Source organism: Bradyrhizobium sp. USDA 241 (assembly GCF_049739505.1).
In the GTDB taxonomy this organism is placed as follows: domain Bacteria; phylum Pseudomonadota; class Alphaproteobacteria; order Rhizobiales; family Xanthobacteraceae; genus Bradyrhizobium; species Bradyrhizobium liaoningense.
Genome location: NZ_JBMGPZ010000002.1, coordinates 1518446 through 1542602 on the forward strand (window position 1 = coordinate 1518446; position 24157 = coordinate 1542602).

19 protein-coding genes are annotated in these 24157 nt (G+C 64.1%); 6 read left to right on the plus strand and 13 right to left on the minus strand.

From position 1 onward, the window contains the following. Positions 1-102: 102 nt before the first annotated feature. Positions 103-267, minus strand: coding sequence for a Flp family type IVb pilin (locus ABIF91_RS08485; protein ID WP_028180630.1), 165 nt, complete (start codon positions 265-267; stop codon positions 103-105). Positions 268-657: 390 nt separating this feature from the next. Between ABIF91_RS08485 and ABIF91_RS08490 the strand changes: the two genes are divergently transcribed. The 4 genes from ABIF91_RS08490 (at position 658) to ABIF91_RS08505 (ending at position 6322) form a co-directional block, all read left to right on the plus strand. After that, a complete protein-coding gene (locus ABIF91_RS08490; protein WP_028180629.1) occupies positions 658-2169 on the plus strand; it encodes a hypothetical protein in 1512 nt (503 codons plus the stop codon). Beyond that, positions 2166-3440, plus strand: coding sequence for a glycosyltransferase family 87 protein (locus ABIF91_RS08495; protein ID WP_244429964.1), 1275 nt, complete (start codon positions 2166-2168; stop codon positions 3438-3440). Before ABIF91_RS08490 ends, ABIF91_RS08495 begins: the two co-directional genes overlap by 4 nt. Before the next feature lie 173 nt (positions 3441-3613). After that, positions 3614-5116, plus strand: coding sequence for a hypothetical protein (locus ABIF91_RS08500; protein WP_424579050.1), 1503 nt, complete (start codon positions 3614-3616; stop codon positions 5114-5116). A gap of 210 nt (positions 5117-5326) precedes the next feature. Beyond that, a complete protein-coding gene (locus ABIF91_RS08505; protein WP_028180626.1) occupies positions 5327-6322 on the plus strand; it encodes a glycosyltransferase family 2 protein in 996 nt (331 codons plus the stop codon). Between the two features lie 76 nt (positions 6323-6398). Here ABIF91_RS08505 and ABIF91_RS08510 read toward each other — a convergent pair whose 3' ends face one another. Both ABIF91_RS08510 and ABIF91_RS08515 read right to left on the minus strand, forming a co-directional pair. Continuing rightward, a complete protein-coding gene (locus ABIF91_RS08510) occupies positions 6399-7844 on the minus strand; it encodes a hypothetical protein (protein ID WP_028180625.1) in 1446 nt (481 codons plus the stop codon). A 24-nt stretch (positions 7845-7868) separates the two neighbouring features. Further along, positions 7869-8629, minus strand: a protein-coding gene (locus ABIF91_RS08515) for an IS5 family transposase (protein ID WP_110115998.1) whose coding sequence is annotated in 2 segments (ribosomal slippage) — positions 7869-8290 and positions 8290-8629 — 762 coding nt in all. Because the reading frame shifts where the segments join, the coding sequence is not laid out codon by codon here. A 318-nt stretch (positions 8630-8947) separates the two neighbouring features. On the opposite strand from ABIF91_RS08515, the gene ABIF91_RS08520 reads away from it, so the two are divergent. Continuing rightward, positions 8948-9814: an alpha/beta fold hydrolase gene (locus ABIF91_RS08520; protein WP_028180164.1), complete on the plus strand. Its 867-nt coding sequence runs from the start codon at positions 8948-8950 to the stop codon at positions 9812-9814. 330 nt (positions 9815-10144) lie between these two features. On the opposite strand, the gene ftsH is transcribed toward ABIF91_RS08520, so the two are convergent. Beyond that, entirely contained in the window at positions 10145-12067 is a 1923-nt protein-coding gene (gene ftsH, locus ABIF91_RS08525; RefSeq protein ID WP_028180163.1) for an ATP-dependent zinc metalloprotease FtsH, read from the minus strand. 365 nt (positions 12068-12432) lie between these two features. On the opposite strand from ftsH, the gene ABIF91_RS08530 reads away from it, so the two are divergent. Next, positions 12433-13701 (plus strand): IS256 family transposase, encoded by a 1269-nt coding sequence (locus ABIF91_RS08530; RefSeq protein ID WP_038952271.1) that lies wholly within the window; start codon positions 12433-12435, stop codon positions 13699-13701. A gap of 50 nt (positions 13702-13751) precedes the next feature. Here the strand turns inward: ABIF91_RS08530 and tilS are convergent, their stop codons facing one another. From tilS to tolQ, 9 genes are all read right to left on the minus strand, one after another. Continuing rightward, the gene (gene tilS, locus ABIF91_RS08535) at positions 13752-14807 is read right to left on the minus strand and encodes a tRNA lysidine(34) synthetase TilS (RefSeq protein WP_028180162.1); all 1056 of its coding nucleotides are present in this window, start codon (positions 14805-14807) and stop codon (positions 13752-13754) included. Between the two features lie 81 nt (positions 14808-14888). After that, positions 14889-15950, minus strand: coding sequence for a tol-pal system protein YbgF (gene ybgF / locus ABIF91_RS08540; protein WP_028180161.1), 1062 nt, complete (start codon positions 15948-15950; stop codon positions 14889-14891). A 188-nt stretch (positions 15951-16138) separates the two neighbouring features. After that, complete coding sequence (gene pal / locus ABIF91_RS08545) at positions 16139-16627, minus strand: peptidoglycan-associated lipoprotein Pal (protein WP_018641585.1); 489 nt, start codon at positions 16625-16627, stop codon at positions 16139-16141. A 241-nt stretch (positions 16628-16868) separates the two neighbouring features. Continuing rightward, complete coding sequence (locus ABIF91_RS08550) at positions 16869-17630, minus strand: N-acyl amino acid synthase FeeM domain-containing protein (RefSeq protein WP_028180160.1); 762 nt, start codon at positions 17628-17630, stop codon at positions 16869-16871. A gap of 160 nt (positions 17631-17790) precedes the next feature. Beyond that, positions 17791-20121, minus strand: coding sequence for a putative bifunctional diguanylate cyclase/phosphodiesterase (locus ABIF91_RS08555; protein ID WP_028180159.1), 2331 nt, complete (start codon positions 20119-20121; stop codon positions 17791-17793). 259 nt (positions 20122-20380) lie between these two features. Continuing rightward, the gene (gene tolB, locus ABIF91_RS08560) at positions 20381-21736 is read right to left on the minus strand and encodes a Tol-Pal system beta propeller repeat protein TolB (protein ID WP_028180158.1); all 1356 of its coding nucleotides are present in this window, start codon (positions 21734-21736) and stop codon (positions 20381-20383) included. A 23-nt stretch (positions 21737-21759) separates the two neighbouring features. After that, positions 21760-22719: a hypothetical protein gene (locus tag ABIF91_RS08565; RefSeq protein ID WP_028180157.1), complete on the minus strand. Its 960-nt coding sequence runs from the start codon at positions 22717-22719 to the stop codon at positions 21760-21762. 3 nt (positions 22720-22722) lie between these two features. Continuing rightward, positions 22723-23172: a protein TolR gene (tolR, locus tag ABIF91_RS08570; RefSeq protein ID WP_027573098.1), complete on the minus strand. Its 450-nt coding sequence runs from the start codon at positions 23170-23172 to the stop codon at positions 22723-22725. 43 nt (positions 23173-23215) lie between these two features. Beyond that, complete coding sequence (gene tolQ, locus ABIF91_RS08575) at positions 23216-23932, minus strand: protein TolQ (protein WP_028180156.1); 717 nt, start codon at positions 23930-23932, stop codon at positions 23216-23218. Positions 23933-24157 lie beyond the last annotated feature (225 nt).

The window sequence follows — 24157 nt, forward strand, 5'->3', positions numbered from 1 at the left end:
AACGTCCTGAATCATGCACCTCGGCCGGTGGTCCAGGCGCCTCGTACGAAAAAGAGCCCCACCAGGGACGGGGCTCTCAAAAATTCGCAGCTCGTCCTGGCCTTACTTGAGGCTGGTCGAGATCGAGGAGAACTTGGTGTTCAGCGTGGTGCCGAGATTGTTGACGACGGTGATGATCGCCAGCGCGATGCCGGCAGCGATCAGGCCGTATTCAATGGCGGTGGCGCCGGATTCATCCTTCACGAAACGCGCAACGAGGTTCTTCATAGAGTGCTCCAAATGGGTACACGAGGCTTACAACTGATCTGGTCTTTTCGGCTTCCCAGCGCCGCCCGACCATGGAACCGAACGTAGGGGCAAAGAATTGCGCCGCAGTTAATCCGACTACGTAAACATCGGGTGGTTTGCGAGTATTCGCCGATGGTAAATCGAAATCCAAAACAACCGGTTAAATTGTCGGGACACGGCCCAGCGCGGCCGATTTACCCGAAGTTATGACCGCCATGGTCCAATGCCGCCCGCTCGGACTGAAGCGCGATGAGATGACCCGTTCATCGCGCTCCAGGTGATCGTTTGAGCGTGATCTCCTCGGAATACCGCTGCGTACTTTTCCGGATCATGCCCGACCCGACGAGAACAACAGGACGACGAGGCGGCATGTCCCTTTCCCTTGCCAACAGCATCGCGGTTCAGAGCCGCGCGCGGGCTCTGGTGCCCCTGTGCGTCGGTGCCGGCGCCTACCTGTTCTTTCTCTATCTCGGCGACACGCTGCTTCAGGATTCCGACTCGTTCTGGCAGATCAAGATCGGGCGATGGATCCTCGATCACGGCGCCGTGCCGTACACCGACTTCTACTCTTTCACGCGCACCGGCGAAGCCTGGATCTCGACAGCGTGGCTGTCGCAGGTCTTGTTCGCATTCTCCTACGCGCACTGGGGCTGGGCGGGCCCCGTCATCATCACCGCGATCGGTGTCGCGCTCACCGCCGCCATCTTCGTCCATTTCCTCAACGCGCAGATCGAGGCACCGCGCGCGGTGCTGTTCGCGATGCTGGCGCTGCTGCTGTCGATGCATCACGTGCTCGCCCGTCCGCATATCCTGGCGCTGCCCGTCATGGTGGCGTGGGTCGGCTTGCTGATGGCCGCCGCCGACCGCAAGAGCGCGCCGTCCTGGACCTGGCTCCCCCTGATGGCGCTCTGGGCGAACCTGCACGGCGGCTTCGTGCTGGGCCTCGCGCTGATCGGTCCGATCTCGCTCGAGGCGGTCGAGCATGCCGAGAAGGGGCGGCGGCTTGCCCTGTTCATGCGCTGGGTGCTGTTCGGAATCGGTGCGTTGATCGCGAGTTGCTGCACACCCTACGGCTGGCGGACGCTGCAAGGCGCGACCAACATCCTCAGCCTCGGCGAGCTGCTGTCGCTGATCTTCGAATGGATGCCGGCAAACTTCGCCACGTTCACCTCGTTCGAAGGCGCCCTGCTCGGCCTGATCGCGTTCGGCTATTATCGGGGCCTCGTGCTGTCGGCGCCCCGGATCTTCCTGATCCTGTTCCTGACCTGGAGCGCGCTGACCCATGTCAGAAGCGTCGAGGCATTTGCGTTCCTGGTGCCGCTGGTGCTGGCAAAGCCGCTCGGCCAGATGTTCCCGCGCCCGGCGCCCGACGCCGCAGATGCCGACCGCTGGCCGGCCCGCCATGTCACTGCGCTCGGCGCGCTGATGATCGTGGCGGCAAGCTGGACCTCGACGTCGCTCTATCTGGGACACCACCGCTTCACCTTCACGATGACGCAGACGCCGGTGGCGGCGGTCGATCTGCTCGAGCAACGCAAGGTACGGCGCATCTTCAACGCCTACCAGTTCGGCGGCTATCTGATCTCGCGCGACATCCCTGTTTTCGTCGACGGCCGCGCCGAGCTCTATGGCGAGAAATTCGTCGTGGACTTCTTCAAGGCGACGGAGGGCAAGAAGCCCGAATTGCTGCCGCGCTTGTTGGATGAGTACAGGATCGACGCGACGCTCCTGGTCGCCGACGCGCCGGGCCCGCAGATCCTCGACCAGCTCAAGGGCTGGAAGCGGATCTATGCGGACGACATTGCGGTGATCCATGTGCGGGACGACGGGCAGGCCGGCTTGGCGCCGGGAGCGGAGATCCCTAAGGATGCTCGCAAATGAGCATGTCCCTTCAACCGCCGATATCCGCTCCGGCGCGTCGCCGGATCGAAATTCCCCTGATGTTCCTGCCGGCCTTGTCGATCGCTGCGCTGTTCGGCTGGGGCATTCTGATCTCCACCTTCGTCCATCCCGGATGGATCGGACTGAACCACATCGCGCCCGGCACTGACTGGATGGTGTTCTACGGCGCCATCAGATCGATGCTTGCCGGCAAGCTCGCGCTGGTCCTCGATGCCGAGGCATTCACCGCGCATCTCAACCAGTCGTTCGCATCATGGCTCACGGTGCCCCTGGAGTTCCGCCCGTGGTTCTATCCGCCCAGCTTTCTCGTTCTGCTGCTGCCGTTCGCTCCGCTCGGTTTTGCCGGCTCCTATGTTGCATTCCAGGCTGCGACCGCAGGCCTTTTGGCTTGGGCGCTTCGCAACCGCGCCGAGCAGCCACGACTGACGCCCTACATCATCGCTGTCGTGCTGGTCTCGCCATCCGCATCGCTCAATCTGGCCGATGGACAATGCGCGTTTCTCGTCGCCGCACTGCTGGTGGCGGGCGTCAGACTACTCGGACCGCGGCCGCTCCTTGGCGGCGCCATCCTCGGACTCCTGAGCTTCAAGCCGCAATTCTTTCTGCTCGTTCCGTTTGCGCTGCTGGGTCTGCGCCAATATCGCGGCCTGCGTGCGGCGGCATGCTCGGCATTCGCACTGGCGTTCGCAAGCGTCATGATCTTTGGCATCGAGCTGTGGATTCGATGGATACCACAGGCGTTCAACAATCTGGTCAGCCCCGACGAGAAATGGCTGGCCTATGGCCGCATCTGGGGTCACAGCGTGTGGGCCTGCGCGGTACTGCTGGGCGTGCCGGAGCGGATCGCCTCGATCCTGCAATTGGGCGCGATCGTATCGAGCGCGGCAGCGACGTTCGTGGCGTTTCGCTCCCCGCTGAATAGCGACAGCAAGTTGATCGTGTTGCTTGCGGCAACCGTGCTGGCGGCCCCGCATTCGGGCCCCTATGATGCGACGCTGCTGGCGGTCGCCATCGTGCTGTGGCTCGCCGCATCGATCGATGCGCCGCGCCTTCTCGACTGGCTGATCGGGCTCGGCATCTGGATGGTCCCGCTGCTCAGCCCTGCGGTTTATGTACCTGCGGGACGTCTATCACCGCTCCTCACCATCGCTCTCATCGGCCTCGTGTTCGCAAGGGTGCATAGCCAGGCGAAGTCTCGCGAGTCGGGAATTCCGCCGCCGTCTTCAATTCGATCTACCGCTTGCGATTAGGCCCGCGGCCGGGATTCCGTGCAGGCGTCCGGATCCGGGCGGCGGCCGGTCCTTGCAGACGTGACGCAGACAAGACCTCGCCCACCGCGTTCAGACCAAACGATCCCACGACATCGGTGTCTTCCAACAGGCCGACCTTGACCATTCCGGATCGTCTCCGCTCGGACCGATCCGTGGCGATTGGCGTTCTTGCAATGCTGGCGGCCGTCTCGTTTCTTCCGGTGCTGCTGACCCCGATCCCCGCGATGGTCGATTATCCCAATCACCTCGCCCGCATGTACATTCTGAGCCAGAACGGTACCTCCAACGCCAATCCGCACTACGAGGTGGTGTGGGCGTTCTATCCCAATCTCGGGATGGATCTGCTGGTCCCGCAGATGGCGCGGCTGATGAGCGTCGAGAACGCCACACGGCTGTTTCTTCTGCTGAGCCAATTGCTGGTCGTCGGGGGCGCGCTGCTGCTCGAATGGACCCGAAAGGGACGGATTCATCTTGCCGGCTTCGCAGCGCTCGCTTTCCTCTACTGCCTGCCGTTCAGCTGGGGTTTCGTGAATTTCGAGTTCGGACTGGGCCTCGCGCTCTGGGGCATCGCCGTTTATCTGATGCTGGCAGAACGCCCATGGCCGCTGCGTTTCGCCGCCAACCTGGTCTTCGTCGCTGCGCTGTTCGTGGCGCACTTCTTTTCACTCGGCATCTACGGCGCGACGCTTGGCCTCTACGAGCTCTGGCGCCTCCGCCATCAGCGAATTGCATACCCGGTCGCCGCTGCACGGCTCGTCGCTCTGGCCCTGCCGGCGCTGGCGCTGTTCGTGGTCATGCATCTGACTGCCGGCTCGATCGGAGGGGAGGGTTCGAGCTGGTTCCTCGGGTTCAAGCCGATTTGGCCGCTCCGCATCATGAACGGCTACAATCTGACGGCCGCGGCGGCGACCGGGCTGACGCTCGCGATCGTGCTGTACTTCGCCACAAGACGCGGCATCCTCAAGCTCGAGCCAGCCGGGATCTGGCTCGCGATCGGCCTTGCGCTGCTGTACCTGGTCATTCCTTCGAGACTGTTCGGAACCTCGTTCGCCGACCTCCGCATCATTCCCGCCGCGGCCCTGATCCTGCCGGCCTTCTGCTCGCTGTCGCTGCCCGGCCGAGCGTGGAACATGACTGCGCTCGCTGCGATCAGCTGCATCACATTGATCAATCTCGCCGTCGTCCTCGCGGTGTGGCTGCCTTACCGTGCCGACTATGCGGCCATCATCGAGTCGTTCCACAAGCTCGATCGCGGCTCGCGCGTCCTGGTTGGCAGCACCGGCGACAATGGAGATCCGCCCTTCGCCGACCTCACCTCGTATCCGATGTACTATGCGCCGACGCTGGCCGTGCACTATGCCGACGCGTTCGTGATCAATCTCTTCACGGAAGCCGGCAAGCAACCCGTACGGACACGCGAGGCCGTGCGCCGTCTTGCGCTGTCCGACGGAGGAATAGTGCCGTCAGGGCTGCTTGTTGCGATTGCGGCAGGCCAGCCGCCGGCGAACGCCCCGCCCCTCGTCCGCACGTGGTACCGGGACTACGACTATCTCTATTTGGTTGGGCCGCCTGGCGCGAATCCGCTGCCGGATCTGCTCCAGCTGTTGGACAGTTCGGATCGATTTGTTCTCTACAGGATCCGTCGCCGGTCCTGAAGCGCGATGAGATCGGGATGGATCGGTCTCGCGCGCTCGGCACAACGTGGACAATCAGGCACCATCCAGCTGCTCCGCCCTTTCGTCTCCGGGTAGTTTAAACCCGCGACAAGGGCCCCGGAGCAATAGATCCTTAATAGTTGCGACAAGGCGACCTTAACCACCGGCGCGTTAGAGTCCCGCTCCTGAAACACAGTTGGAATCTTTCGCATGGCGGCCAGGCCCAGATCGATCCGCTACAGCCTCGTCATCCCCGTATTCAACGAGGAAGCCGTGCTGCCGGTCCTGCTGCGCCGTCTCGACCTGGTATTGTCGCGGCTCGACGGGCCGGCAGAAGCGATCTTCGTCGACGACGGTAGCCGCGATTCCAGCTCGATCGTGCTGCAGGCGCTCGCCACGCGCGACCCGCGCTTTCGCTATATCGGCCTGTCGCGAAATTTCGGTCACCAGGTCGCCATCACCGCCGGTATGGACGCCGCGCAAGGTGACGCGATCATCGTGATGGATGCCGACCTGCAGGATCCGCCCGAAGTGATCGAGCAACTGATCGCAAAATGGCAGGAAGGCAACGACGTCGTCCACGCCCGCCGCCTGTCGCGCGAGGGGGAAAGCCGCTTCAAGCGTGCGACCGCGCATCTGTTCTACCGGCTTCTCGGCAGGATGTCCTCAGTCGGCATTCCCGCCGACGTCGGCGACTTCCGCCTGATCGATCGCAAGGTGCTCGACGCCCTTCGGCAAATGCCGGAGCAGGACCGCTTCGTGCGCGGCATGATCGCCTGGCTCGGCTTCCGGCAGGCCGAGGTCGCCTTCCACCGCCTCGAGCGCGCCGCGGGCGAAACAAAATACCCGCTGTTCAAGATGGTACGGCTCGCGATGAATGCCGCACTTGGCTTTTCCGACCTGCCCTTGCGGCTGGCAATCTGGTGCGGATTGTCGGTCTCCGGACTCGCAATGCTCTACGGCGGCTGGGTGGTGCTGATGTGGCTCAGCAACGACAGCCACCTCGTGACCGGCTGGTCCTCGACTATCGTCCTCATGTCGCTGCTGTGTGGAATCAACATGCTGATGACGGGCATCGTGGGGCTCTATGTCGGGCGCATCCACGCCGAGGTGAAGCGCCGCCCGCTCTACGTGGTGCAGACGCGGGCCGGCTTCGACCGCAACGAGGCGGCGGCCCCACCCGCGATCCACGCCATCAACGAGTGACTTGACGACGCGCGACCAGTCGCCGGACGGGCGTGTTGTCCGGAGGACGATATGTCGGATTCGACACGCCCTTTACCTATCTTTGCGGCGTCTCCCGCCGCTTGTGCACGACCGCCACGTCGTCGCTGTAGACGCGCTGCCACTCGGGCAGCCGGTCAAGCATCGCAACTGCCGGTGTGTGCGGTGCGAGCAACGTCGCACCGATGCGGTATTCCTCCAGCAAGTTGAGAAAATCTCCGAGATCGATCAGCGCCAGTGCACGATTGTAGCGGTCGATGAACGGTCCACCGTACAGTTCGGCGCGACCATCGATGAAGGTCGGTATGCCGGCAAAGATCAAATAGCCGCCGAAGGAATAGTCGTTGAGCACGGGCCCAGCCTTGGCGAGATCGGCTGCAGCGATGGCTGCCTGAGGCGTGATGGTCGGAGCCGGCCTGACGTCATGCGCCAGGGCCACTCCGCTCGCCGCGATCAACACGCCGAGCCCGGCCAGAGTGAGGCCGCGTGACGCGACGGCCACATCGTCCGCGGCCGCACCGCCGAATCGCCGCCCCAGGGGGGCCGCCAGATAGAGCGGCGCCAGCATGGCCAACAGATCGGCATTGCGCATCTGCGCCAGCGCGAAATGGAGCAGGCCTAGCACCACAAGGACGCGCACGACCGGCAGCGTCGCGCCACGCGAGAGCGCAAAGATTCCAGCCAGCAGCAGCAACTCGAAACCGCCGACATGGCCGAAATCCTGCGGTCGCCATTCCGCGATCCAGGCGAGCGCGGGGCCGAGGCCGAGTGTCGTCAACGGCATGAGCAGCGGTTCCGGCCCGTGGGGCGTCAGGCAGGAGGCTGCGACTGCGAGTGCCGTGAAGGGCAGCCACCGCAGCAGCACGCGCGGCCATTCGCTTCGCTTCTCGCGCAGCAGCGCCTCGAGCCCTGCGGGGCCGATCAGCCCGAGAGCTAGCACTCCACTGCCGTGAAGATTGGCCCACAGCACCAGCAGCGGCAGGGCCCAGTATGGCGGAGGCCCTCCACGATCCATGCAGCGCACCAGGGCGGCCGCCCAAATCACCATGACCGGCAGGACGAGGACGTGCGGCCGCGCCAGCATATGCGGCGCCAACAGGATGACGGCGGCGATCACCATGAGCAGCGTCTGGATCGGCGAAAGCTCGCGCAGCAGGAAAAAGGTCAACAAGCCAAAGGCGAGCGCTATCGCCGCCGCGGCGACGACGACGACGCCCGGCCAGCCGGAAATTGCGTACGCGGCCGCGTAGATGACCTCCGAGAGCCATTCGAAGGTGATCCAGGGCGCGCCATGCTTGGAAAACGAAAAGGGATCGCTCGTCGGCAGGGCGCCATGCGCCATGATCCAGCGCCCGAGCTCGACATGAGAATAGGTGTCGGGATCGCCGAGCAACCGTGGCCCGGCGACGAGCAGCGCCGCATAGACGCTGAGGCCCACCAGCCAAGGGAGCGCTGCACGTGCCGAAAACGGTTGAACCGCGCTGTGGACGACCTGGTCAGACATGGCGGGCCAAACTAGGGTCCAGACTCAATTGAGCCAATATGCGACGAGAGCGGCGAGATGAACAGCGGCCAAAAAATTACGGGCGAGCTTGTCATATCGCGTGGCGATGCGCCGGAAGTCCTTGAGCCTGCAAAAGCAGCGTTCGATGACATTTCGTCCTTTGTAGGCGCGTTTGTTGAAGCGATGGATGACGACACGGTTAGATTTATTGGGGATTACGGGCTTGGCGCCACGACGAATGATTTCGCCGCGAAGCTTGTCGCCATCATACCCTTTGTCGGCGAGGAGCACGCTCATGGGTGGCGCGAGCGCCAGGACATCGGGAGCCGCAGCGATATCGGCATCCTGGCCTGGAGTCAGATGCAGGACGACCGGCCGGCAGAGCGGATCGCTCAGCGCATGGATTTTTGTCGTGCGGCCTCCGCGCGAGCGGCCGATTGCTTGATTGTGCTCCCCCCTTTTCCGCCGGAGGCACACCGGTGAGCTTTAATCGAGGTCGAGTCGAGCGACAGTACGACGCCGTCTTCGCCAGGCTTGGCCAGCGCTTCGAAGATTGCGCACCATCGTCCTCGCTTGGCCCAGCGATTGAAGCGATTGTAGATCGTCGTGTAAGGGCCGTATTCACGTGGACAATCACGCCATCGTGCACCCGATTGCAGCATGTGAATGATGCCGCTGACGATGCGTCGGTCGTCGTCCCGATCCGGCCCCGTCAGTCCCCTCGGCAGATGCGGTTCGATACGCGCCCATTGCCTGTCGTTCAGCCAAAACAAACCAGCGCGCATTCTCTCGCCCCCGAATCAACACGTAGGCAAGAGAATCACGTGGCGCTATTTAGGTACAGACCCTAGAACGCAAGCGTTAAGTTCTTCTTGAGTGTTCTCGCATTCGCGCCAAGGCGGCTCGCCGGGTCGTCGCTGCTGCTCCCGCCGAACAGTCTTGCCAGGCCGGGCTGCGCGACCAATCAGGAGCTGCTGCGTGCCGCGCGGCGTTGTCGCCGGCGCGATCGCATGGAGTTTTCACTTCTCTGTGCAGACCGTCTCGAGAGCTGACGCGCACGTTCTGCCATGCGGTACTATCGGATGGTCGAAGGAAAAGGTGTCATGCTGCTTCGCAATCTCTTCATCGCATTTCTCGTCACGGTCTCGATCACAACGGCGCAGGCGGCGCCGCAATGGCTCAGCCTGCCGCCGACTCCAACCTTGCCCAAGGCGGCACAGAGCGGCTTCGCACCCGTCAACGGCATCAAGGTCTGGTATGCCGTCTTCGGTCGCGGCCAGCCCGTCCTGTTGCTGCATGGCGGCCTCGCCAACGCCAACTACTGGGGCCACCAGGTCCGCGCGCTGCAACGGCATTATCAGGTCATCGTCATGGAGAGCCGCGGCCATGGCCGCAGCAGCCGCAACCAGGAGCCATATGGCTATGATTCGATGGCCTCGGACGTGATCGGGCTGCTCGATCATCTCAAGATCAGGCAGGCTGCGATCGTCGGCTGGAGCGACGGCGCGATCATCGGTCTCGACATCGCCATGAAGCATCCGGAGCGGGTGAGCAGGCTGTTCGCCTTCGCGGCGAACTCGGACCCGTCAGGCGTTGCGGATATTGCGTCAAGCGACGTCTTCAATGCCTACATCGCCAGGGCCGGCGAGGAGTACAAGCGCCTTTCGTCGACCCCGACCGAGTACAAGGGCTTTGTCGCGGAGATCACCAAGATGTGGGAGAGCCAGCCGAAGTGGACGGCTTCGGACCTCGCGACGATCAAGGTGCCGACCTGGATCGTGGATGGCGATCACGACGAGGCGATCAAGCGCGAGAACACCGAGTTCATGGCCGCGAGCATTCCGGGCGCCGGCCTGCTGATCCAGCCAGAGGTCAGCCACTTCTCGTTCCTGCAGGATCCGGAGCAGTTCAACGATGACGTGCTGCGCTTCCTCGCGCGCGGCGCCAAGTCCGGAGCAACGGCGAAGTAAGGGGATCACAGGCTGGGCGAAGCGGGCTTGTCCCGCCGTAGCTCGAAGGACGAAGGCGGAAGCGCGCCACCATCCGTTGCACGACAGCCGAGAGATGGTGGGCATGGCGCAGGGGCGCCTTTGCCCACCTCGACGGCGCTATCGCAAGTCGTTGCGGCCACGGCGCATCCGGATTGCGGGCGCGGCGAAGCAATCGAGACTGCCACCGCGAAATGATTCCGGATTGCTTCGCTGCGCTCGCAATGACGGAGTTTGCGGCGACCGCGCAGGCCCCCCCAAAAAAAACGCGGCGTTTCCGCCGCGTTCTTCAATTCGGTCTGCCGCTTGCGATCAGGCCTGCGGCTGCGGCTCCAGGCCGGGATCCGGATCGGGCCGCGGGCGCGACTTGCCGGCCGGGGGCACCGCGGAGGCGCGCGGCGTGGTGGGCTCGAGCACGGATTCGCGGTTCGGCTTCTTGCCCTTGAGCAGGTCGACGATCTCGTCGCCGGTGAGCGTCTCGAATTCGAGCAGTCCCTTGGCGAGCGCTTCGAGGTCGGCGCGCTTCTCGGTGAGGATGCGGGTCGCTTCCTGATAACCCTCCTCGACCAGACGCTTGATCTCGGAATCGATCTTCTGGACGGTCGCCTCGGACGCGTTCTGCGTGCGCGACACCGACATGCCCAGGAAGACCTCGTCCTGGTTCTCGCCATAGGAGACGGTGCCGAGCTCTTCCGACAGGCCCCAGCGCGTCACCATCATGCGGGCAAGGCGCGTGGCCTGCTCGATGTCGGAGGCGGCGCCCGAGGTCACCTTCTCGCGACCGAAGATCAGCTCTTCGGCGACACGGCCGCCCATCATGATGGCGAGGCGCGAGGTCATCTGCTCCAGGGACATCGACAGCTTGTCGCGCTCCGGGAGCTGCATGACCATGCCCAGCGCACGGCCGCGCGGGATGATGGTCGCCTTGTGAATCGGATCGGTCGCGGGCACGTTGAGGCCGACGATGGCGTGGCCACCCTCGTGATAGGCCGTCAGCAGCTTCTCTTCCTCGGTCATGACGAGCGACTTGCGCTCGGCACCCATCATCACCTTGTCCTTGGCCTCCTCGAACTCGGCCTGGGTCACCATCCGCTTGTTGCGGCGGGCGGCGGTGAGCGCAGCCTCGTTGACGAGGTTCATCAGGTCGGCGCCGGAGAAGCCCGGGGTGCCGCGTGCAATGGTCTTGAGGTTGATATCCGGTGCCAGCGGCACTTTGCGGACGTGAACCTTGAGGATCTGCTCGCGGCCGACGACGTCCGGATTGGGCACCACGACCTGGCGGTCGAAGCGGCCCGGACGCAGCAGCGCGGGATCGAGCACGTCGGGACGGTTGGTCGCGGCGATCAGGATCACGCCCTCGTTGGCCTCGAAGCCGTCCATCTCGACCAGCAGCTGGTTCAGCGTCTGCTCGCGCTCGTCATTGCCGCCGCCGAGGCCGGCGCCACGGTGACGACCGACGGCGTCGATTTCGTCGATGAAGATGATGCAGGGCGCGTTCTTCTTGGCCTGCTCGAACATGTCGCGGACGCGGCTCGCGCCGACGCCGACGAACATTTCGACGAAGTCAGAACCCGAAATGGTGAAGAACGGCACGTTGGCTTCGCCCGCGACCGCACGCGCGATCAAGGTCTTGCCGGTGCCGGGAGGGCCGACCAGCAGCACGCCGCGCGGAATACGGCCGCCAAGGCGCTGGAACTTGCCGGGGTCGCGCAGGAACTCGACGATCTCCTGCAGGTCCTGCTTGGCTTCGTCCACGCCGGCGACGTCCTCGAAGGTGACGCGGCCATGCGCTTCGGTCAGCATCTTGGCGCGCGACTTGCCGAAGCCCATCGCCTTGCCGGCGCCGCCCTGCATCTGCCGCGACAGGAAGATCCACACGCCGATCAGCGCGATGAAGGGCAGCCAGGAGACCAGCAGCGAGACGAACCAGGGCACGTTGTCGCCCGGCGGCTTCGCGGTGATCTGCACCTTGCTGTCGTAGAGACGCTTCACCAGCGTCGGATCGTTCGGCGCGTAGGTCTGGAAGCTCGAGCCGTTGGTGAAGGTGCCATGGATATCAGGCCCCTGGATCACGACGTCGCGCACATTGCCGCGGTCAACTTCGCTCAGGAGCTGGGAGAAGGCGATGTCCTGCGAGGAGGCCCGCTGACCCGGATTCTGAAACAGCGTGAACAACGCCAACAGCAGCAAGACAATGATGACCCAGAGGGCGAAATTGCGCAGATTGGCGTTCATTGATCTTCCTTCGTGGTCGCGCGGATCGCAACCCTGATCCTTGGGCAGTGGCTTTGGTCAATGCGAGGAAATCCCAAGGAATCCTCTCGGTTAGACGGATACAATTTAGGTGCCGCCCCGGTCGCTGCCAAGGGAACGAGATGGGACTATTTATCCCATCTTAGCGCGATTCCCGCGGAAATAATGGCGCCCGATCGGGGGTTTTCCGGCCTGGTTAAGGTGGCCTGACGGCGCGGATGCGAAACGGCCGGTGCCATGATCCGCCCTCGAGCTATGGCGGAATCTGGGTGATGACGGTGTGAGGAAGGCGGCGTATCGAGGCGGGTGACGAGCCTGCCAGAACCTCTCGAGGAGAGCGATACGCCATGACCGAGACTACCAATGTTCTTGCTTTCCGTCAGCCGTCCGCGGTTGATGATCCACTGACCGATATCGTTCGTGCCGGCGCGCGGGACCTGCTTGCCAGGGCGATCGAGATCGAGGTTGGCGCGTTTCTGGCCAGCACGGCCAATCTGACGCTGCCCGACGGTCGAGCGCGCCTGGTCCGACATGGGCACGGTCCGGTGCGCGAGATTGCGACCGGCATCGGTCCGGTGGAGGTCGCTCGTCCCAAGGTCCGCGACCGCGGAGCGAGCGGGCCAGGCGACCGCCTCCGCTTCAGTTCGGCAATCCTGCCGCTATGGGCGCGGCGGACGAAGAGCCTGGATGCCTTGATCCCGGTCCTCTATTTGCGCGGCATCTCGACCGGCGACTTCCAGGAGGCGCTCTCGGCGCTGCTCGGCAAGGATGCGCCGAACCTGTCGCCTTCGGTGATCGCCGGCCTGAAGGCCGATTGGCAGGTCGAGTACGAACGCTGGCAGAGACGCGATCTGTCGGCGCGTCGCTATGTCTACATCTGGGCCGATGGCGTGTACCTGCAGGCCCGCATGGAAGATCACAGCGAATGCATGCTGGTGCTGATTGGCACCACGCCGGAAGGCAAGAAGGAGCTGATCGGCTTCCAGGTCGGCGTGCGCGAGAGCGCGCAGAGCTGGCGCGAACTCCTGATCGACCTGCGGCAACGCGGGTTACGGATTGCCCCGCAACTCGCCATCGGCGACGGCGCCCTCGGCTTCTGGAAGGCACTGGACGAGGCCTTTCCCGGCACGCGGCACCAACGATGCTGGTGCCATAAAGTGAGCAACGTACTCGACAAGGTCGCCAAATCCGTGCAGGGCCCCATGAAGAACGACCTGCGGAACATCTATCTGGCCCCACACCGGGCCGAAGCTGAAACCGCGATCGACGTCTTCGTCGAGAAATACCACGTCAAATACGGACGTGCGGTGGAGTGCCTGATCAAGGATCGCCATGCGCTGCTCGCCTTCTTCGACTTCCCTGCTGAGCACTGGATCCACCTACGCAGCTCGAACCCGATCGAGAGCGTCTTCGCCACGGTGCGCCACCGAACGGTGCGGACCAAGGGATCGCTGTCGCAACAAACTGCGAAGCTGATGGTGTTCAAGCTCATCGACGCCGCATCGAAGACCTGGCGGCGATTGAAGAGCACGAACCAGTTGCCGAAAGTCATCGCCGGTGTAAAGTTCATCGACGGAATCGAAGTCATTCCGAACACTGAAAGCCACGCCGCCTGATCAGGCCGCGTCACCCAAAATCAGCCATAGCTCTCCGCCCTCATTCGTGCTCATCTCCCGGTGCGCCGCCGGGCCGGTGCCGGCGCAATGTGGATACGCCCGCCAGCAAGGCTGATCAAGGCTCCCGCGAGGGTCTGCTTCAGGACCGGCCGGCCGGTCGGGCGGGCGCGGAGACTTGCGGTCACCGCCTGGTCCAGTGCGGACATCAGGGTTTCGACCTTGCCGAGTTCCGCCGGCCCTTCATGTCCGAGCGCGTTGATCGCCCGCAGCAGGAGCCGCACCCGGACCTCCTCCGGCAGGGCGGCAAAGGCCGAGGCCTCGAAGCTTCGGACCCCCGCCTGCGGCGCAACGCCGCGATCCCGCAAACGGAGGAAGCGCTCGGCGCCGTCGGCCAGCACCTCGACCGCCGCATTGGCCCGCGCCAGCCTTGCCGCGAGCCGCGCCAGGTTGCGCGCATCGCCGCCCTCGGCCGCGAGCAGCGGCAGCAGCGCGCGCAGCCGCGGCCGGGTGAAGGCGGCGTCCCGGTTGGTGGGGTCCTCGGCAAAGTCGACCTTCGCCCGCCTCAAGGTCGCGATCAGCTGCGACTTCGGAACATCGAGCAGCGGACGCGCCAGCACGATTCCGTCGCGCTCGCTGAGGGGAGCCATGGCCGACAGCCCGGCAAGTCCGCTGCCGCGGAAGAGGCGCATCAACAGCGTCTCGGCCTGGTCGTCGCGGGTGTGGGCCGTCAGCACATGGCTCGCGCCCGCGGCACGCGCGGCGTCGGCGAGCAGACGGTAACGGGCCTCGCGCGCTGCCGCAGGCACCCCCGCCTTCGGCTTTGTGCCGCGCCAGCGCAGGGTCCGGTGCGGCAGCCCGAGCCCGGCGGCGAGCCGCTTGACCTCGCGCGCCTCGCGCGCCGCCTCTCGCCGCAAGCCGTGATCGATCGTGACGACGGTGAGAAGCGGACCACGCGCGAGGCTGCGCCGCCAGCGCGCCGCAAGCCACATCAGCGCGACCGAGTCGGGCCCGCCCGAGACCGCGAGCACCAGCGCCGGCGCAGCTCTCAGGCCGGCGAAGAGCCGCTTCGCCTCGCGCGCCGAGATCGGAGAATCGTCGTCTGACATGACCCGGCCCAGCATCATCAGCGGATGATCGCGATGTTTAGCGCAGCACCACCCGCATTGTCAGGACAGAAACGCCGGGCCTCAGCACTTCACCCGCTTCTGCTCGCGATCGACCGCCGCTTTGACGCCGGCGGAGGCGCGCGGATATTTGCGGCCGACCTCGCCGAAGGCGGCGCAGGCGGCCTCCTTCTCCTTCAGCGCGGCGAGCGACTGCCCGAGCCGCAGCAGCGCATCCGGCGCCTTGGCCGATTTCTCGTATTTGGTGGTGACGGCGAGGAAGGCTTCCGCGGAGTCGCGATATTGCTGGCGCTGGAAGTAGCTCTCGCCGAGCCAGTACTGCGCGTCCCCGACCAGCGGGTCGCTCGGAAATTTCTGCGCAAAATTCTTCATGGTCTGCTCGGCAAGCGCATAGTCCTTGCGCTGCATGTAGCCGATGCCGAGGTCGAACTCGTCGCGCGGCGTCGCCGAGGGCGGCAGGGTGGTCAGGCCAGCGCCGCCGGCGGCCGGCGCGGGATAGCCGGATTGGGCCGGCGGGTAGCCGGGCTGTGCGGCTGGCGGCACGCCTTGCTGGTAGCGGGGGCTGGTGTTGGCGAGATCAAGCGGCTCGCCCGGGTTGCGGCCGCCGGCGCCGGCTCCCGCCGGCATCGGCTGCTGCCCGCCGCCGAGTGCGCGCGGCGCGCCCGGCGCGTTCGGGTTCTGGTTCGGATCGAACGCATCGCCGCGGCGGCGCGTGCCGGGTGCGCCGGGCGCCGGCTGCTCCTGAATGATCGGCGCAGGGGCGGCGATCTGCGGCTGCTCGTAGTTCGGCTGCGCGGCCGGCTGCTGCTGGCGATAGCCCGGCGTGACCTGGGTTGGTGCTACCTGGGCGGGCGGCATCGCCGCAACGTTCGGTGCCTGGCCGGGCGTGGCTTGCGCACCGCCTTCGAGCGCACGCAGCCGCTCCTCGAGCTGGCGATTGCGATATTGCAGCTCTTCGTTCTGGCCGGTGAGCTGGCGCAGCTGGTTCTCCAGCCGCTCGATCCGCATCTCGGGGTCGGCATCATCCGACTGCGCGAAGACCGGTTGCGCAAGTGCGGGCGAGCACAAAGAGAGCAGCGCGGCGGTCGCCACGGTGCCGGTAAAGACCTTAATTCTGGATGACATCTTGCCCTGACGACAAAAGCGAAATGGCCTGCGACGGAACATTCGACGCGCCCCACATTGAAGTGGAGTACGCCAAAAATGTGACTGCTACAAAGCGGTTTCTGTCACAGAATGCTGAAACGAAACCGGCGCCCGAGAGGGCGCCGGCATAGTCCATTTCCGAAGCTGAACGGCGGCTGACTGAAGCGTCAGGAGCTCGCGTTCAAGACGGTGACGGCGCGCCGGTTCTGCGACCAGCAGGAGATGTCGTTACAGACGGCGACCGGCCGTTCCTTGCCGTAGGAGATCGTGCGCATGCGGTTCGGATCGATGCCGCGCGAGGCGAGGAACGAGCGCACCGACTGGGCGCGGCGGGCGCCGAGCGCGATGTTGTATTCGCGGGTGCCGCGCTCGTCGGCATGACCTTCGATGGTGAAGCTGTAGCGCGGATAGGTCTGGAGCCACTGCGCCTGCTTCTCCAGGGTCACGATCGCCTGCGGGGTCAGATCGGTCTGGTCGCTTTCGAAGAACACGCGATCACCCACGTTGACGACGAAATCCTGCTGGCTGCCGGGCGTCGCCGCATTGGCCATCGCATCCGTCGCGGCATTCTTGTTGGCGCAGGCGCCCATCGACAGCGCGACGGCAAGCACCGCGGCCAGCTTCAATCCCTGGAGGATACGCATAGGATGTTTCATTCCGGAGCCTCCACGCTCACGTTAGTCCACTGCTGTCCGGTCTACAGGGGGTTGGTTAAGCGAACGTTCCGTCAACCTTGACGGAACCTTGCCTCAGCCGCTCAAATGCCCCCAATCAGCGAAAAGCAACCGTCATGGTTAATGAGTTGTAAATGTGGCGCGAGGGTGAAGGCAAGCCGCGCCGGCCGGCAAAAGCGCCGGCTTCTGCAGGAATTTTGAGCTGAATCGAGAGGGGAACGCCCTAGTAGGCCGAACCGACCGCCGGCGCCGCCACATCCCGGTTCCGCGGCGTGGTCAGCAGCGCCGGTCGCGTGGCAGCCTGGCGCGGGATGCTGCGTGTGAACAGCATGCGCCGCTCAAACGCGCTGGAGCGCATGATCGGGAAACGCGTCAGAATCTTTTCCCGGACCTTGGGATAGTCCGAGGCCATCAGCACGGCCTTCTTCGTCGGCCAGCCGGGAAATGAGCGCGGCTCGGTGAGAGTCTCGGACAGGAACACGCGGCGGTAGAACGCCTGATGATCGGTCCGTACCATCGAGAGCCCGACATCGGCATTGAAATGCTCGCAGGCAACGAAGGGAAGCCGGACCGTCAGATAAGGCAGTTCGGGGAACCGCTGTTGCATTTCGGGATCGGCAACAAATCGACACGGATCGACAAAGACCTCGCCCCGGTCCAGCCGAGGATGCAGGACGTCGCCGAACACCTCCGTGGTGTAGGACATCCGGCATTCGGCCGTCAGAACGTGGATGCGAACGGAACTGCAGAGCTCGTCGTCGACATAGACGCCGAAATTCCAGACGTTGGGCGCGTCGTCGAAACGGTCCGTCACCCGCTGCGACTCTGACGGAGGGATCAGTCCGGCCTGCAGATAGGCGCGGTAGCGCATCAAGTACAGGTTGTCCTTGTCCTCGGGAGTTTCGATGAGTCGGTAATCGATACGGTCAAACAACGCGGCGCCGCGTGGAAGGAGCGCCGCGCTCGGTTCGGCTCCGGACTTCATCTGCTACCTCTAAACTCAAGCAACTTCCGCGAGTAGTAGCAGATTAATGGTTCCTTAACGAAATTGCAAAGCATTAGAACTGTTAGGGTTAACCTTTTGGGGTCCGCAATATTACGGTGCTCGCGGGAGCCGATTGCAATGAAGGAGCCGCGACGAAGGATCAGGCCGATCGCGACGACGCGATGGCGAGCTGGTCGTCAGGCATACGACGGCCATGCGAGGCATTGAGCAATTGACGGACGCGCACCGCCGGAACCGGCCGGCTGAACAGGTAACCCTGCCCTTCGGTCACGGTGCCGTCGGCGCTAATCAACTCGAGCTGTTCGTTGGTCTCGATCCCTTCGACCACGACGGCCATACCGAGGTCGGCGGACAGCCGCGCGACGCCGCGCAGCAGCGTCAGCGGCCGGTCGGTATCGATGCCTTCGAGGAAGGAGCGGTCGATCTTCACTTTCTGCATCGGGAAATTGTGCAGGTAGCTGAGGCTGGAATAACCGGTGCCGAAATCATCGAGCGAGATGCGCACGCCGAGCGCGCGCAGTTGCGACAGGATGTCGTGGGTGAGCTGGGTATTGCGCAGCAGCGAGGACTCGGTGATCTCGATTTCCAGTCGATGTGCCGGCAGGCCCGACACTTCGAGCGCGTAGCGGATTTCGCTCAGGACGTCGCGCTGATGGAATTGCTGCGGCGAGAAATTGACGGCAACGCTGACGCCGTCCGGCCACTTCATGCATTCCATGCAGGCGCGGCGCAGGATCCAGCGCCCGAGATCGACGATCAGGCCCATGTCCTCGGCGACCGGGATGATGTCGACCGGCGAGACCGTGCCGCGCACCGGATGATTCCAGCGCAGCAGCGCCTCGCAGGTGGTGATCTTGCCGGACTTCAGATTGACCAATGGCTGGTAGAACAGCTCGAACTCCTCGTTGGAGAGCGCCTTGCGCAAGTCGAGCTCGAGGATGCGACGGGCCTCGACGGTCGCCGCCATCTCGTCGCGGAAGAAGCAGAAGGTGCCGCGGCCGTCGGCCTTGGCTCGGTACAATGCCATGTCGGCATTCTTGAGCAGCGTATCGGCGCTGATTTCGCCCGGGATGGTCAGCGCGATGCCGACGCTGGCGCCGATCTCGACCAGATGATTTTCGATACGGTAGCGCTCGCTCAGCCGTTCGACGATACGGCGGGCAAGCGCCGCCGCGTCCTCCGGCGAAGAGATGTTCTGCTGGAAGACGACGAACTCGTCGCCGCCGAAGCGGGCGACGAAATCCTCGGGGCGCAGCATCTCGCGCAGGCGATTGGCGACCGCACACAGAAGCTGATCGCCGCAGGGATGACCCAGCGTATCGTTGACTTGCTTGAACTGGTCAAGATCGACGAAGAGCAGAGCCGACAGACGCTCCGAATGGCGCGCGACTGCGAGCAAACGCTCGATCTCGTCCCGAAAATTGACACGGTTCGGCAGCGCCGTGAGATCGTCATAGCGGGCCAGATGGCTGATCCTGGCCTCGGCGTTGCGGCGCTCCGTGATGTCCTCGAGCAGCAAAACCGCACCGCCATCAGCCATCGGCTGGACGGTCCATGACAGCGAACGATTCCTGTGCGAATCGGGGTCGGCGGTGATGATTTCGTTCGCCTGCGCGGTTTCGATGTCGGAGATGATCGCCTCGCCGCTGGCCGCCGAAATCGATCCCGCTTCGACGCATGCGGCGATGATGTCGCGCGCAGTCGTGCTGGTCTGGGTGAGATTGTCGGGCAGATTCATCATCGCGCCAAAGCGGTGGTTCATCAGCGCGAGCTGGCCGTCGATGCGAAACATGCAGAGCCCGTGCGGCATGTTGTTGAGGGCCGTGTCGAACTGGCCGGCGAGCGCGGCCTCGCGCTCGCGCGCGACAACGGCGCGCAAGAATATCCTGTGCAGGTTGGCGGAGAGCCGCATGACCGAGAAGAGGAACGCGGCGCACACGACCGACATCGCCATGTAGTAAGGTGTGGCGTGCAGCGCCAGCGCGATCACGGCCGGGCCGAATATCAAGGTGGCTTGCAGACGAAATATCCACTGCCGTCCGTAAGCTCTCCCCGCTCCTCCCGCCACGATTCCGGTGGTGACCGAGAGGGCAATCATGTGAGCGATGGCGTCCTCATTGCTCAGCAGGGTCGTGGAACACCATAGACCGATGGCCGCGGCCTGGATGAGCGCTCCGATCTGGTAGCGCTGCTGCCAACGCGCCGCTTGTTCTGCGCTCAGAACCGATTTTCTGGCCTGGTACCGGCTCAAATCGAAGGCGCGTATGGCTCCCGCAAGAATGAGCAGCGGGACAAATAGCCAAAGCAGCGTCTGTCCCGTCTTGAGCGCCGTCAAGGAGGCCGAGAACGCCGAGAACACTATGCCGGTAAGCACCGTGCCGGGCGCCTCGAACAGCGAATCGGTCAGCGCCGCCGAAATCGTCGGCGAGGCCTGCTCCTCCTGCTCTCCGCTCTGGCTAGCGAACTGCATGTTGGTGTGTACGCGCGTCCTGGTTGGGCGCGTAGTTCTAACCCAACTGAGATGAAGCCTTTCTGAGGGAACATCGTTAAAGTCGAGTTGTTTTTCGGCAATAGCGAACCGATTTCCGTTTAGATATCAAGCAGCTAGGCAAGCCTTGCCGGGCACAAGGTGAAGGAAGTCTTGCCGTGCGCTGCGAACTCGAAAAAATCGGCGCGTTTTTTCGAAAACATCGCGCGTCTGAACACGCGATGTTTTAGCTGCACTCCCGTCAGCCCGACGTCGAGGACAGCAGCGGCGACCATGCGGGGTCCGAGGCAAAGCCCGGGGTCGGCACCTTCAGCTCGTTGCGGCCGGAGATGTCGACCGAATACAGCGACGGCCCGCCATTGCCGCCGGGATCGCGGAAGAACATCAGCACGCGGCCGTTCGGCGAGAAGGTCGGGCCCTCGTTGTGGAAGCCGGAGGTGAGCAGCCGCTCGCCGCTGCCGTCCGGCTTCATGACGCCGATCGAGAACTGCCCGCCGCCCTGCCGGGTGAAAGCGATGTAGTCGCCGCGCGGCGACCACACCGGGGTCGAATAGGTTGCGTTGGTATCGTCCTTGGAGAAGGAGATACGCTGCGCCGGTCCGCCGCCCGCCGCCATCACATAGATCTGCGAGCGGCCGCCGCGATCGGATTCGAAGCAGATGCGGGTGCCGTCGGGCGAGTAGGACGGTGAGGTGTCGATGGCCGGCGTATCTGTGAGGCGCGTGGTCGAACGCGAGCGCAGATCCATCACGAACAGGTTGGAATTGCCGCCCTGCTGCAGGCTCATGATGACGCGCTGGCCGTCCGGCGAGAAGCGCGGCGCGAAGGTCATGCCGGGGAAGTTGCCGACGATCTCGCGCTGGCCGGTCTCGATGTTGTAGAGATAGACCTTCGGATCGCCCTGGCCGAACTCCATGTAGGTGATCTCTTGCGAGTTCGGCGAGAAGCGCGGCGTCAGCACGAGGTCGGAGCCGCGGGTCAGATAGCGCACATTGGCGCCGTCCTGATCCATGATCGCGAGCCGCTTGACGCGCCGTTCCTTCGGCCCGGTCTCGTCCACGAACACCACGCGGCTGTCGAAATAGCCTTTCTCGCCGGTCATCCGCTCGTAGATCTGGTCGGAGATGATGTGGGCGATGCGGCGCCAATATTCGGGCGAGGTGAAATATTGCTGGCCGGCAAGCTGCTGGCCGGAGACCACGTCCCACAGGCGGAATTCGGCCTTGAGCCGGCCGTCCGGCTGCCGCGTCATGCGGCCGGTGACGAGGGCCTGGGCGTTGATGGTCTTCCAGTTCTGGAATTGCGGCGCAACGTCGATGTTGCTGATGCGCTCGATGAAGGCGGCTTGGTCGATCGGCGCGAACAGGCCCGAGCGCTTCAGATTGTTGGTGATGACCTGGGTGACACCGTTGCCGACGTCGCCGTCGGAGGGCGAACCCGGCACAAAATTGGTGATCGCGATCGGGACCGGCTGAAACTCGGTGGGATCGATGCGCAGTCGCCCCTGAGCGAAGGCGTGTCCGCCGCCGAGCATCGCGAGCGTCGACCCGGTCAGGGTCATGAAGCGGCGGCGGTTCATCGATCGGGCGTCATTCATCGCAAAATTCTTTGGTTCGGATGTCACAACATATCTTTCAGACCGAAAGTCATCGGAATGAGCTTCCAGCTCTCGTATTGCTGCTTCGGCATGAACGAATAGACTTGGCACTGCACGATGGCGCGCTTGGCGCTCTCGGCCACCGCCTGGGCGATCGACCGCGACGGTCCGCGCACCGCGACCACGATCGGCTCCGATGCCAGCGATCCGTCGATCTTCATGGGGATGTCGATGTCGGCTTCGTACTGATCGGCATCCTGCCCGTTATAGGTCGGCGTGAAGCAGCGCTTGACCGCGCCCTGGAAAGCACCGCGCCAGGTCGCGACGTTGGCGACGGCGGTGCCGGTCGCCGCTCCCAGCGACGCCGACGCATTCAGCGCTGATCCAGTCAGTTCGTGCCGTGTCGTCGCACGCTTGTCGAGGTCGCGCTGGATCTGCGCGGGATCGAAGGTGCGCTCCTTGGGTTTCGGTTGCTGCTGCGGCTGCACTGCCGCGACCTTCTGCTCCAGGGGCTTCGGCGGCGGCTTCTTGGTGTCGAGCTTCTTCTGGAGCTCGGCGATCGGATCTTCCTTGGCCGGATCAGGCTTCTTTTCCTGCGGCTTAGGCTCTTCCTTCGGCTTCGCCTCTGCCACGGGCTTCGGCGGCTCGGGCTTCTTCTCGACCGGCTTCTCGACGGGTTTCGGCGGCGGCTCGGGCGTCGAGTTGGTTTTGATCAGCTCTTTCTTCTCGGTGACCTTGCCGACGGCGTCTTCCTCGGGCTTGGCTTCCGCGATCTTCTCGACCTTGGGCTTCGGCTCTTCCTTCTTGCCGGTCTTCTGCCCCGCCATCATCTTCGCGAGCTGATCGGAGGAGATGATGTCGACCGGAAGGGATTCCTCCGGCGCCACATAGGCCCTGCTGCTGAAGGTGACGAGGCCCCATCCAAGCACGAGGACATGGAGGGCAATCGACGCAACGAGTGTCTTGTCGATGTTCACCTTCACCGCTTACCCCTGATCCGCTTCGGTGACGAGGGCCAGCTTCTTGAATCCGGCGCCGGACAGCAGGCCCATGACCTTGGCCACCGTCCCGTAATCGGCCTTCTTGTCGGCGCGCAGGTAGATGCGTTCCTCGAGCCCGCCCCGCGCATCCGTGATCGCCTTGAGCTTCGGCACCAGCTCGTTCAGCGCGATCTCGGCATCGTTGATGAACACCTTGCCCTTGATGTCGACCGACATCTGGATCGGCTTCTGGTCGTTGTTTTCGAGGCTCTTGGCCTGGGTCTGGGGCAGGTCGAGCGGCACGCCGACCGTCAACATCGGCGCCGAGACCATGAAGATGATGAGCAGCACCAGCATCACGTCGACCATCGGCGTGACGTTGATTTCGGCCACGACGGGCTTGCGCCGGCCGCGGCGCCCGCCGCCTCCGGATGAGCTCGCAACGTTCATCGCCATGATCGAGTGCCCAAATTGCCCTTCACACTATACATGCCGTCCGTCAGCCCCGCTCGTCGATCTGACGCGACAGGATGGCGGAAAATTCATCAGCGAAGCCCTCCAGCCGCTGGGCCTGCCGGTTCACCTCGGACGTGAACTTATTGTAGAAAATAGTGGCAGGAATGGCGGCGATAAGGCCGACGGCGGTCGCAAACAGCGCTTCTGCGATACCGGGGGCAACAACCGCCAGAGAGGTATTTTTCGACGCCGCGATCGACTGGAAGCTCGACATGATGCCCCAGACCGTGCCGAACAGGCCGACGAAGGGGCCGGCGGAGCCGACGGTCGCCAGCACCAGCAGGCGCCGTTCCAGCCGTTCGACCTCGCGCGCGATCGAGACGTTCATCACCTTGTCGATGCGCATCTGCAGGCCGGCGACCGAGCGGGCATGGCTTTCGAAAGAACGCTTCCACTCGCGCATCGCCGCCACGAAGCAGGCTGCCATGGAGTGCGTCGGCTTGGCCGACAGCGTGCGATAGAGCTCCTCGATCGACTCCCCGGACCAGAACGCCTGCTCGAACCGGTCCATCGAGCGCCGGGTGCGCGCGTAAAGAAAGATCTTGTCGATGGCGATCGCCCAGACCCAGACCGAGCAGGACAGAAGTCCCAGCATCACCGCTTTCACGATCCAGTGAGCCTGCCAAAACAGCGCAATCAGCGACACGTCGGCGGAGGCGGCAACCGGAAGGGCTGATTGAGCCACGTCGGCCGGATTCATAAGCAGTATCCTCTCAAGGCGATCGTTACCTGATGTCCTGGCCAACGAAATGGCCGGTTCCCCAACAGCCGCGCTGGAATCGGCGCGGCCGGCAAGCCCGCTCAAAGCCTTGTCTTTCTGGGGTGCAGGGCTCGTCCAAGCCGGCCGCCTGCATTCCCCGCCAAGATGTCAAAACTATGGGCCTCGACACGGCTCTGGGCGCGACTGTCCGCAATTACCAGAGCC

Coding starts and splice junctions, on each gene's coding strand:
- ABIF91_RS08520 (WP_028180164.1), top strand. CDS start 8,948: ATGCTGCTTCGCAATCTCTTCATCGCATTTCTCGTCACGGTCTCGATC.
- ABIF91_RS08510 (WP_028180625.1), bottom strand. CDS start 7,844: ATGTCTGACCAGGTCGTCCACAGCGCGGTTCAACCGTTTTCGGCACGT.
- ABIF91_RS08495 (WP_244429964.1), top strand. CDS start 2,166: ATGAGCATGTCCCTTCAACCGCCGATATCCGCTCCGGCGCGTCGCCGG.
- ABIF91_RS08530 (WP_038952271.1), top strand. CDS start 12,433: ATGACCGAGACTACCAATGTTCTTGCTTTCCGTCAGCCGTCCGCGGTT.
- ABIF91_RS08505 (WP_028180626.1), top strand. CDS start 5,327: ATGGCGGCCAGGCCCAGATCGATCCGCTACAGCCTCGTCATCCCCGTA.
- tolB (WP_028180158.1), bottom strand. CDS start 21,736: ATGAATGACGCCCGATCGATGAACCGCCGCCGCTTCATGACCCTGACC.
- ABIF91_RS08485 (WP_028180630.1), bottom strand. CDS start 267: ATGAAGAACCTCGTTGCGCGTTTCGTGAAGGATGAATCCGGCGCCACC.
- ABIF91_RS08490 (WP_028180629.1), top strand. CDS start 658: ATGTCCCTTTCCCTTGCCAACAGCATCGCGGTTCAGAGCCGCGCGCGG.
- tolR (WP_027573098.1), bottom strand. CDS start 23,172: ATGGCGATGAACGTTGCGAGCTCATCCGGAGGCGGCGGGCGCCGCGGC.
- ybgF (WP_028180161.1), bottom strand. CDS start 15,950: ATGTCATCCAGAATTAAGGTCTTTACCGGCACCGTGGCGACCGCCGCG.
- pal (WP_018641585.1), bottom strand. CDS start 16,627: ATGAAACATCCTATGCGTATCCTCCAGGGATTGAAGCTGGCCGCGGTG.
- ABIF91_RS08550 (WP_028180160.1), bottom strand. CDS start 17,630: ATGAAGTCCGGAGCCGAACCGAGCGCGGCGCTCCTTCCACGCGGCGCC.
- ABIF91_RS08555 (WP_028180159.1), bottom strand. CDS start 20,121: ATGCAGTTCGCTAGCCAGAGCGGAGAGCAGGAGGAGCAGGCCTCGCCG.
- tilS (WP_028180162.1), bottom strand. CDS start 14,807: ATGTCAGACGACGATTCTCCGATCTCGGCGCGCGAGGCGAAGCGGCTC.
- tolQ (WP_028180156.1), bottom strand. CDS start 23,932: ATGAATCCGGCCGACGTGGCTCAATCAGCCCTTCCGGTTGCCGCCTCC.
- ftsH (WP_028180163.1), bottom strand. CDS start 12,067: ATGAACGCCAATCTGCGCAATTTCGCCCTCTGGGTCATCATTGTCTTG.